The sequence below is a fragment of the Acidisoma sp. L85 genome, assembly GCF_009765865.1.
In the GTDB taxonomy this organism is placed as follows: domain Bacteria; phylum Pseudomonadota; class Alphaproteobacteria; order Acetobacterales; family Acetobacteraceae; genus Acidisoma.
Map to the genome: position 1 here is coordinate 1 of NZ_LMUQ01000076.1, position 7,960 is coordinate 7,960.

The 7,960-nt window shown below is 59.1% G+C and carries 9 protein-coding genes and 1 pseudogene; 8 read left to right on the forward strand and 2 right to left on the reverse strand.

Annotation, left to right across the window (positions count from 1 at the left end):
• Window positions 1–627: 627 nt before the first annotated feature.
• The gene (locus tag GSQ83_RS25820) at window positions 628–1,311 is read right to left on the reverse strand and encodes a ParA family protein (protein ID WP_158805753.1); all 684 of its coding nucleotides are present in this window, start codon (window positions 1,309–1,311) and stop codon (window positions 628–630) included.
• Window positions 1,312–1,890: 579 nt separating this feature from the next.
• Here GSQ83_RS25820 and GSQ83_RS25825 point away from each other — a divergent pair.
• A complete protein-coding gene (locus GSQ83_RS25825) occupies window positions 1,891–2,349 on the forward strand; it encodes a response regulator (protein ID WP_158805754.1) in 459 nt (152 codons plus the stop codon).
• Between the two features lie 100 nt (window positions 2,350–2,449).
• On the forward strand, window positions 2,450–3,625 hold the full coding sequence (locus tag GSQ83_RS25830; RefSeq protein ID WP_158805755.1) for a GAF domain-containing sensor histidine kinase: 1,176 nt from the start codon (window positions 2,450–2,452) through the stop codon (window positions 3,623–3,625).
• A gap of 262 nt (window positions 3,626–3,887) precedes the next feature.
• On the opposite strand, the gene GSQ83_RS25835 is transcribed toward GSQ83_RS25830, so the two are convergent.
• Window positions 3,888–4,118, reverse strand: a complete 231-nt coding sequence (locus GSQ83_RS25835; protein WP_158805756.1) for a hypothetical protein — start codon at window positions 4,116–4,118, stop codon at window positions 3,888–3,890.
• A 134-nt stretch (window positions 4,119–4,252) separates the two neighbouring features.
• Between GSQ83_RS25835 and GSQ83_RS25840 the strand changes: the two genes are divergently transcribed.
• The 6 genes and pseudogenes from GSQ83_RS25840 to GSQ83_RS25865 form a co-directional block, all read left to right on the forward strand.
• Window positions 4,253–4,432, forward strand: a complete 180-nt coding sequence (locus tag GSQ83_RS25840) for a type II toxin-antitoxin system HicA family toxin (RefSeq protein ID WP_158805757.1) — start codon at window positions 4,253–4,255, stop codon at window positions 4,430–4,432.
• 9 nt (window positions 4,433–4,441) lie between these two features.
• Window positions 4,442–4,840, forward strand: a complete 399-nt coding sequence (locus GSQ83_RS25845) for a type II toxin-antitoxin system HicB family antitoxin (protein WP_158805758.1) — start codon at window positions 4,442–4,444, stop codon at window positions 4,838–4,840.
• A 179-nt stretch (window positions 4,841–5,019) separates the two neighbouring features.
• Entirely contained in the window at window positions 5,020–5,763 is a 744-nt protein-coding gene (locus GSQ83_RS25850) for a DUF3313 domain-containing protein (RefSeq protein WP_158805759.1), read from the forward strand.
• Between the two features lie 194 nt (window positions 5,764–5,957).
• A complete protein-coding gene (locus GSQ83_RS25855) occupies window positions 5,958–6,968 on the forward strand; it encodes a cation:proton antiporter (protein ID WP_158805760.1) in 1,011 nt (336 codons plus the stop codon).
• Between the two features lie 349 nt (window positions 6,969–7,317).
• The gene (locus GSQ83_RS25860) at window positions 7,318–7,725 is read left to right on the forward strand and encodes a hypothetical protein (protein ID WP_158805761.1); all 408 of its coding nucleotides are present in this window, start codon (window positions 7,318–7,320) and stop codon (window positions 7,723–7,725) included.
• Window positions 7,722–7,960: pseudogene (locus GSQ83_RS25865) on the forward strand (hypothetical protein); the annotation flags it as partial. The gene GSQ83_RS25860 and the pseudogene GSQ83_RS25865, both read left to right, overlap by 4 nt.

Sequence of the window (7,960 nt, forward strand, 5' to 3'; positions counted from 1 at the left end):
TTCGGTGTCGCCACGCGTCGTCTCCTGCGCTGCCAGGAACTCAGCGAATCATAGCCACGCGAAGGTGTCTAGTTATTTCTCGGCCAGGACACTAGGACAGATTATCCACAGGTGCGATTGGACTCTACGTGCGCCCCTATTGGACTCTCCGTGCGTTACAGTTGCTGCACAGCGGCTATTGAGTTAGCCAAGGGCCCGTACCCAAGGCGCTGATAGTAGGCTGCTCGGCGGTGTCGGGATGACGATTCACTCGAGAAAGTATGGAACTCGCCGTCGGTCTCCCGCGGCGCTGTCAAGATTCTCTGGAGAGAGCCTCTAAGGCACGCTCAAAAGTCTCACCAACCTTCCAACCCTTGGTTTCCGCCAAGGAATAGAATCGGTCGACCATTTCCTGGCTAGTTTTAATACTTAGCACCACATTTCGGCCGGTTCTGTAGGTCATCGGCTTACGCTTAGTAGACGGTAGGTTTACCGGCGCCTCGGGCGCGGCTTCTCGACTCTTGAAGCGGCTGGCGGCGTCTATTTCCGCCGGCGGCGGGCGGGTTTCCGGTCTCGCCTTTGGTTGGAAGTCACCCACATCTAGCATTGGTGCCGGCGCCGGATTCCCGAAGATGCTGGATCGTTTGTTCATGCTGCGGCCCCTGATCTGTTCGCCCGGAGCAGTGCAACAATCTCTTGGGCGAATTCCTGCGCGTTTTTCACCGCAGCATCGATATTCCGTACGTTCTTCGGGTCGAGGGCGGCCGCAGTTCCCCCGAAGCTGAAGATGGCCCGATAGGCGTCTCTGTCGTGCAACCTGGTCTTCAACACCGGCACGCCATTTGCTTTGAACTCAGTCTCGATGGCGGCGAGTGTCCGCGGTTTTATGGCGGCACTGGTGCAGGTAAACAGGATCACGGCTGGTATCTGTATTCGAAAAGCCTCCTCCTGCTGTCGGACCTCTCGAATGGCGGAGACCGCCTCCACAGCATCCAGCGTTGAGCCCCTAGTCGGTATCACGACCAGGTCGGCGCGTGACATGGCGTAGGGGATCATCCGGCTAGCCGTGCCTTCCAGATCGACGATGACGAAGGCAGCCCGTGTAGACTCCTCTTCGATGGTTCGCACGATTGTCTTCTCGGACACGTCATCTCTAACGGCCAAGTTGTCTGGCTTGCCGGGCAGGCGGCCCCAGCGGCTTACCGGCCGATTGGGATCTGCATCTATGATGGTGACCGTCGCCCCGTTCAGGGCGAGTTCTGTGGCGAGCAGCACGGCGGACGTGCTCTTACCGGCGCCGCCTTTCGGCGAAGCAAAGACGATTGTCGGCATTCTTCCCCTGCTGCAAAGCCAGGTAGACGTTAGACCAATCGAAAACGGCCTGGCAACGGTAGACCTTCCGTAGACCTACGGGAGACTATTTAAGCGCTATGTAGGATAGTTGGGTTGAGCCTAGGCCCTGTGAAATTCGACCCCATGCCGCGGATGGCAGCTCAAGGAACCCGATAGCGAGCTTGCGGCCGCTCGCCGCCGCTCCCGCGCCGAGCCGAAAGTATACCTTAGGTAGACTAAAGGCGCCCAGGGGTAGCCCGACCCAATCTCTGAAACTGGTAAACCCACCGAAAGTCTACCGAAGGTTTACGGAAAGTCCTCCGAAGACCTATCGATCCGGGCGCGCCGTAGTCTACTGGAACTTTAAGCAGCAGAACCGGGCGACAGGACCTGGCTCGACGATCACACTCCACCCCAGGAAACCCTCGGCAGCCGGCATTTCGGCAATCCTAGGAAGGCGCTCTCATGGAAAATAGCTTCTAAACCAGCCATTTATCGAAGAAATAGGCACGGTAATCCTGGTTTACCGTGCCACACTATAAGGGCAGGGCGGGTTGCCCCAATCTGAAGCCCCGGTGGGTGCCTGTACCCAGCAATGCCGCCGTCGTGTTTGGCAATACCCTGGCCAATCCCTTGATAAGACAAGGTGCTGGCATCCGGGGAGAATTGCATGGGGCGTTGCGCGTGTTGCTCGTTGAGGATGAGCATCTCATCCGGCTGATGGCTGGGCAGTTTCTCAGAGACGAGGGCTTTGACGTCGAAGAGGCCTCGTCAGGTGATGAAGCCGCCTTACGGCTCATGGGGCCAGAGCTTTTCGGTGTGCTGTTCACCGATGTCCAAATGCCGGGCAAAATGGATGGCATTCACGTTGCGACCCACGCCCGCGGGTTCCATCCGACAATTATCCTCGTCGTTGTGTCCGGCTTCGCTCCGCTCATCCACGACCGCCTCCAGGATTTCGATCCCGCCGCCGTCTTCTTTCCCAAGCCCTATCAGTTGCCCAAGATCGTCGAAACGATCAGACGCCTGGCAGCGTAGGACCAATACGAAGGAACCGAGAGGCGCTCACCCCCATTGGAAATGATATAATCTCTCCAGGCTCTAAAACTGGAACTAGGAGAGTAAGTGGGATATTCCGATGGCTGATGTCGCAAAGGCCGCGATAGCTGCAATCGCCCGGATTGACGCCGTGCCGATGATCCTGGACGTGGTTTGCCGCACGACCGGTATGGGCTTCGCGGCTGTAGCCAGGGTCACCGAAGACCGATGGATCGCGTGCAATCTACTCGACCAGATCAATTTTGGCCTCAAGCCAGGCGGAGAACTAAAGGTCGAGACAACCATCTGCAGCGAAATCCGGCGCAACGCTGAACCGGTTGTCATAGATCACGTTGACCTAGACCAGCGATACAGCCAGCACCACACCCCTCGGCTCTATGGCTTTCAAAGCTATATATCGATGCCGATCATCAGGGCCGATGGCTCAATGTTTGGTACCCTTTGCGCAATCGATCCTGAGCCTAGGGAGCTGAATGCTCCTGCCACCTTAGCGATGTTCAAGGCGTTCGCCGACTTGATCGCTACCCACCTTGATGCGCAGGACTACAGTGACGCGCGTGACAAAGAGCTGATCGACCAGCGCCATGACGCCGAACTGCGGGAGCAGTTCATCGCCGTGCTCGGCCACGATCTTCGCAACCCGCTCGCCGCTATCGACGGCGGAATTAGATTGCTGTCCAAACGACCACTTGACAACAAAGCTGCCGGCATCATCAAGCTGATGCAAGATAGCGCGGCGCGGATGAGCGGGCTCATCGATAGTGTTTTAGACTTCGCTCGCGGGCGCTTGGGCGGCGGCATCGCTCTGGAGCGTGTCTCCAGCACCTCATTGGTGCCGTTGCTCGAGTTGGTCGTTGCTGAGTTGCAAACGGCATGGCCTGACCGCGTCATCGAAACTGACTTCACGATCGTCGAGCCCGTCTCGTGTGACGGTGAGCGTGTCGCTCAGCTATTCTCCAACCTATTGGCGAACGCCATTACGCACGGCGCGGGCGATACGTCGATCCGGACGAAGGCTTGGACCCAGGGCAGCTTCTTCGAGCTGTCGGTCGCCAATTCAGGTGAGCCAATTCCTCCAGCCACGATGGAGCATCTGTTCCAGCCGTTTTACCGCAACTCGCTCCGACCAACTCAGCAAGGGCTCGGCTTGGGGCTGTATATCGCCTCAATGATCGCTCAGGCGCATAGCGGCAGGCTAGACGTCACCTCCACCGCGGTTGAAACACGATTCACGTTTCGTATGCCGATTGATTAGCCGAGTTTCCTGCCTCTGACACCGCCTCCGATCCCGTAATTGCAGTCGGGGCGGAAAACCGTAGCTGAACGGCGGCGCGGACAACTCGAGCAGGCGGCCTCGCCATCCTGGGAGGATATCCTGCCGTTGGAGCGCCCCCGATTGCACATGGTGCCTGGGTCGCCCTACCGATCCGTCAACCAAGCGCCCACAATTGCACACCCCCAACCTGGACGAGCCGCTTTTTAATGGGACGACCGGCCGATGCCGACGCGATGGCGGACTATGACTTACTGCTCTTCGGCCCGTGTGCAGGCACGGCGTGATGGTCGACCTCCAGGACCAGGTCATCCGCCAGCACTGCAAGGCGCTGCGCATGCCGCCGATCGGCGGGCAATTCGTACGCTTGGCGGAGGCCGCCACCCGCGAGGGGCAGTCCCATGCCGGCTACCTCGAGGCGCTGCTGGCGGCGGAGATGGAGGAGCGAGAGCCGGAACACCCCGCGCGATCGCATGCTCCTGAAGCCGTGAGGCACGAGTGTACATACTTGCCGTGCGTACAGAGGAGGGAAGGGTAGGTTGCAGCAATAACGGGGTGGCGTCTTGGGCTATTGCCACCCCCGGCCCTTTCGTGTGTATAATGCGCACAATGAAGAGCGCTGAGCTGATCCGTGACTTAAAAGCGGCTGGATGGATCCTAGATCGGGTACGCGGCTCTCATCATGTGTTCAAGCATCTCACCCGCTCTGGCCATGTCGTAGTGCCTCACCCGAAAAAAGACCTCGGCAACGGCCTCGTGGCAGCGATCCGCAAACAGGCCGGACTGTAAGGAAAGATCATGCGCTATCCGATTGCCATCGAACCTGGAACCGGAACCACTGCCTTCGGCGTCATCGTGCCTGATTTGCCCGGGTGCTTCTCGGCCGGCGACACACTCGATGACGCTATGTCCGGAGCCGAGGAGGCTGCGGCTGCCTGGATCGATGCTACCCTGGACGCGGGCAGAGCCATTCCCACGGCGTCCAGCCTGGAAGCACTGCGCCAGCGGCCGGATTATGCCGGATGGACTTTCGGCGTCATCACGCTGGATCCTGCTTTGCTCGATGACGCGGTTGAGCGGGTAAACATCACATTGCCGCGTCGTGTGCTGAAGCGCTTGGATGCCCTGGCCCGCGCCGCTGGGGAGAGCCGCTCCGGCTACATCGCGCATCTGACGCTGGAAGAGCACGAAGCTTAAAGAAGCGGTCCCTGCACTCTCCGGCCGGCATTCAGCTTCGAATTAGGCCCAATTTTTAATGACTGTTTTACCGTGCCAAGCTTTCCTACCCGGGGAGATGCCAGCGCCCAGGAAAGATGGTTGCCCCCGGTCGTTTTACCTGCCACGTGTCGAACTCGTTATGAACGAAAGTAGGTAAAATGTCTCGGACGACTCAATGGATTGCCGTGGCTGCGTGTCTCGTCACCCTTGGTGGCTGCCAGCAGAAGGCAACCTCCGGGCTACAGACGGGTCAGGTCGTAGGCGGCGCCACAGAGCAGATGGCGGTTTCAGTTCCAGCCAATGGTTTCCTTCCGAGCCCGCAGCTCCTTACGCCGGGCGCTTCGGGACAAGCGGACTTCACCTACCTGAATACTAACGTGCAGCCCCCATCCTATACCGCAGTAATGGTCGATCCCGTGACGATCTGGGCCGATCCGGCTTCATCCTTGAACTCAGCGACCCCCGGCCAGCGCCAACAGCTTGCTAATTTGGCATCATCAGACTTGAGGAATGCGATGAAGCAAGTGTGCCCTCTTGCACACAATCCCGGACCCGGAGTGTTGGTTTTACGTGTCGCACTAATTGACGCTACGAGCGCTAATCCCGTCGTGAACACGATCGCAACATACACGCCCTACGCAAGCACCGCTTATGATCTGGCAGCATACGCGTTCAACAAAGACGTGGGCTATTTCGCGGGCACGGCGACAGCCGAGGCATATGCCGTCGACGGTGGGAACGGAGCGGTCGTCTGGCAGGCAGTGAGCAAACGTGGCGGAACTTCCGCTGCCATTAAAGATACCCTCAATCAGTGGCTTGATGTGCAACACGCGTTCCAGGCTTGGTCGACCCAACTGGCCACCAGATTTCAATCAGTCGGTTTCTGTCAAAACCAAGGGTAACGCCTCGCGCACTCTTCAGCGGACGACACGTAAAAGGGTGCGCGAAGCATGCTTGTTGGTTTACCGTGCCTGGAAAGGAGAGGTTACCTTGATCTGAGCCGTCCCCGCGCAGCTTGGGTTACGATATCTGGGAAATCGAGGCACCATGCATCCTCTTGAATTCTTGCGTTCCCACGCGGCGCAAGCTGCTCCTCATGTTTTTCGCCGGTCTGGAAATCGATCTGACGCGATTTCGCCAGGCTCAGCGCAAAACGATGATCTTCGGCTTGCTGACAACAATGATGCCGCTGATACTGGGAACCGGCGTCGGCTTCCTGCTTGGCTACGGAATGCTGACAGCGATCGTGCTGGGCTCGCTGCTGGCCTCTCATACGCTGCTGGGTAACAACATCATCCGGGAACTCGGCGCGAGCAGGCTTGAGCCTATGACGGTCACGGTCGGAGCCACGGTTGTATCCGACACCCTGTCATTAATCGTCTTCGCCGTCTGCCTCTCGACATTCCAGAGTGGCTTTTCGGTTACCGGTCTCGCTATCCAGCTCGTCGAGATCGCGATTTTTGTGCCACTCATCCTATTCGGCCTTAGTCGGGTGGGAGCCTATCTCCTGCGGCAGGTCGAGAACAACGAGGATGCCTACTTTATTCTGATGCTGGCGATCGTCGTTGTCGCCGGGCTTCTGGCACAAATGATCAACCTGCCTGGCATCGTCGGCGCCTTCTTGGCTGGGCTGGCGGTCAATGCGGCTGTGCAGGACAAGCCAGCGAAGGAGAAGCTCGAATTCATCGGAAACAGCTTCTTCATCCCAATTTTCTTCATCGTGACAGGATTCCTGATCAATCCGCCTGTCTTCATCGCAAGTATCGTCGGGAACTTTTATCTCGTCATTGGCATCATCGGCGCGCTGCTTGTTGGGAAATGGTTGGCCGCGCAGGCCACTGGACAGGCCTTCGGATACAGTATGCCGGCGAGGATGACGATGTGGTCGCTTACTCTGCCACAGGTCGCGGCGACGCTAGCTGCCGCACTTGTCGCTTACGACGCGATTAATCCATCAGGGCAACGATTGTTGAATGAACGGATGCTGAACGCGGTGTTGGTGCTGATGCTAACTACTGCCATTCTTGGCCCAGTACTGACGCAATTCTTCGCACCCCGCATGATCGCGAAGGACATCACTCTTAGAAATGATCCGCAAGCTGGCTGATTAGCGGGATTGAAGCCAAACCGTGAGGCACGAGTGCACTCCCTTACCGTGCCTGGGCGGGAGGGGAAGTCTGGTTGCCGCAATCGCGGCATGGTCTGGAGCTAAGCTCGAGCAAGTGCTCGCCGAGCGATGCTCTCGGCAAAAGCGGCGTTTCACGGCGATTGTGATCCCCGCCGTCGTGCTGCCTAGCCGCTGCCGCTTTGGGACTTACTCGCGCCCTAGCGGGGCTCGACGCATTCTCGCGGAGGAACGCACGCCAAGGCAACAGATAAACCCTCCGTGCATCGCGGAGTCGTGCTGACACCGGGTGCGCTCAATGCCCATTTCGGCATTGTCCAGGAGATGAACGATGGCGATACGCGATAGGCCTTCTTATTCGGAGAACGACCTGACCCTAGCCCGCGCGCTGGGCGTGTTGAGCATCGGCTTGGGTCTGGTCGACCTTTTCGCGCGCCGCGGCGTATCCCGAAAAACCGGAATCCGAAACCAAACCCTGGTTGGCCTGTATGGACTGCGAGAAATCTGCACCGGCATCGGCCTACTTGTCGCGCGCGACCCGATGCTCTGGGTTTGGGCGCGGGTCGGCGGTGATGCGCTCGACATGGGCACGCTCGCATCCGGCGTCACGACACGTAACCCTCGGCGAAATGGCGCACTGGCAGGCTTGCTAATGGTGGTCGGAGTCACGGCGTTAGACCTCGCCCTCGCCGGCCGTCTGCACGGTGTTGCCGAGCGCGAGGCTCATTCCGGATCATGAGCAAACCGGCCGCGATGGTGATCGTGGTGGCATCGGCGCTTGGCCTCGCCGGATGCTACGGCCCTGAAGGCTCTGACTACGGCGGAGCTCCGTATTACGCGCCTGACTACGGCCCGCCCGGGGTTGTTGGCGACTACGGTGATGGCTGCTGGAACTGCGGCTATGGAGGCGGCGGCGGCAACCGCCGCCCACCTCCGCCGCCTGGGGCCCCACGCTACGGCGGTCCCGGGGGCCC

Bases quoted from the DNA above. Each gene is read 5' to 3' on its own strand.
- GSQ83_RS25820 (WP_158805753.1), bottom strand. From the start codon at position 1,311: ATGCCGACAATCGTCTTTGCTTCGCCGAAAGGCGGCGCCGGTAAGAGC.
- GSQ83_RS25830 (WP_158805755.1), top strand. From the start codon at position 2,450: ATGGCTGATGTCGCAAAGGCCGCGATAGCTGCAATCGCCCGGATTGAC.
- GSQ83_RS25835 (WP_158805756.1), bottom strand. From the start codon at position 4,118: ATGCGATCGCGCGGGGTGTTCCGGCTCTCGCTCCTCCATCTCCGCCGC.
- GSQ83_RS25840 (WP_158805757.1), top strand. From the start codon at position 4,253: ATGAAGAGCGCTGAGCTGATCCGTGACTTAAAAGCGGCTGGATGGATC.
- GSQ83_RS25845 (WP_158805758.1), top strand. From the start codon at position 4,442: ATGCGCTATCCGATTGCCATCGAACCTGGAACCGGAACCACTGCCTTC.
- GSQ83_RS25850 (WP_158805759.1), top strand. From the start codon at position 5,020: ATGTCTCGGACGACTCAATGGATTGCCGTGGCTGCGTGTCTCGTCACC.
- GSQ83_RS25855 (WP_158805760.1), top strand. From the start codon at position 5,958: ATGTTTTTCGCCGGTCTGGAAATCGATCTGACGCGATTTCGCCAGGCT.
- GSQ83_RS25860 (WP_158805761.1), top strand. From the start codon at position 7,318: ATGGCGATACGCGATAGGCCTTCTTATTCGGAGAACGACCTGACCCTA.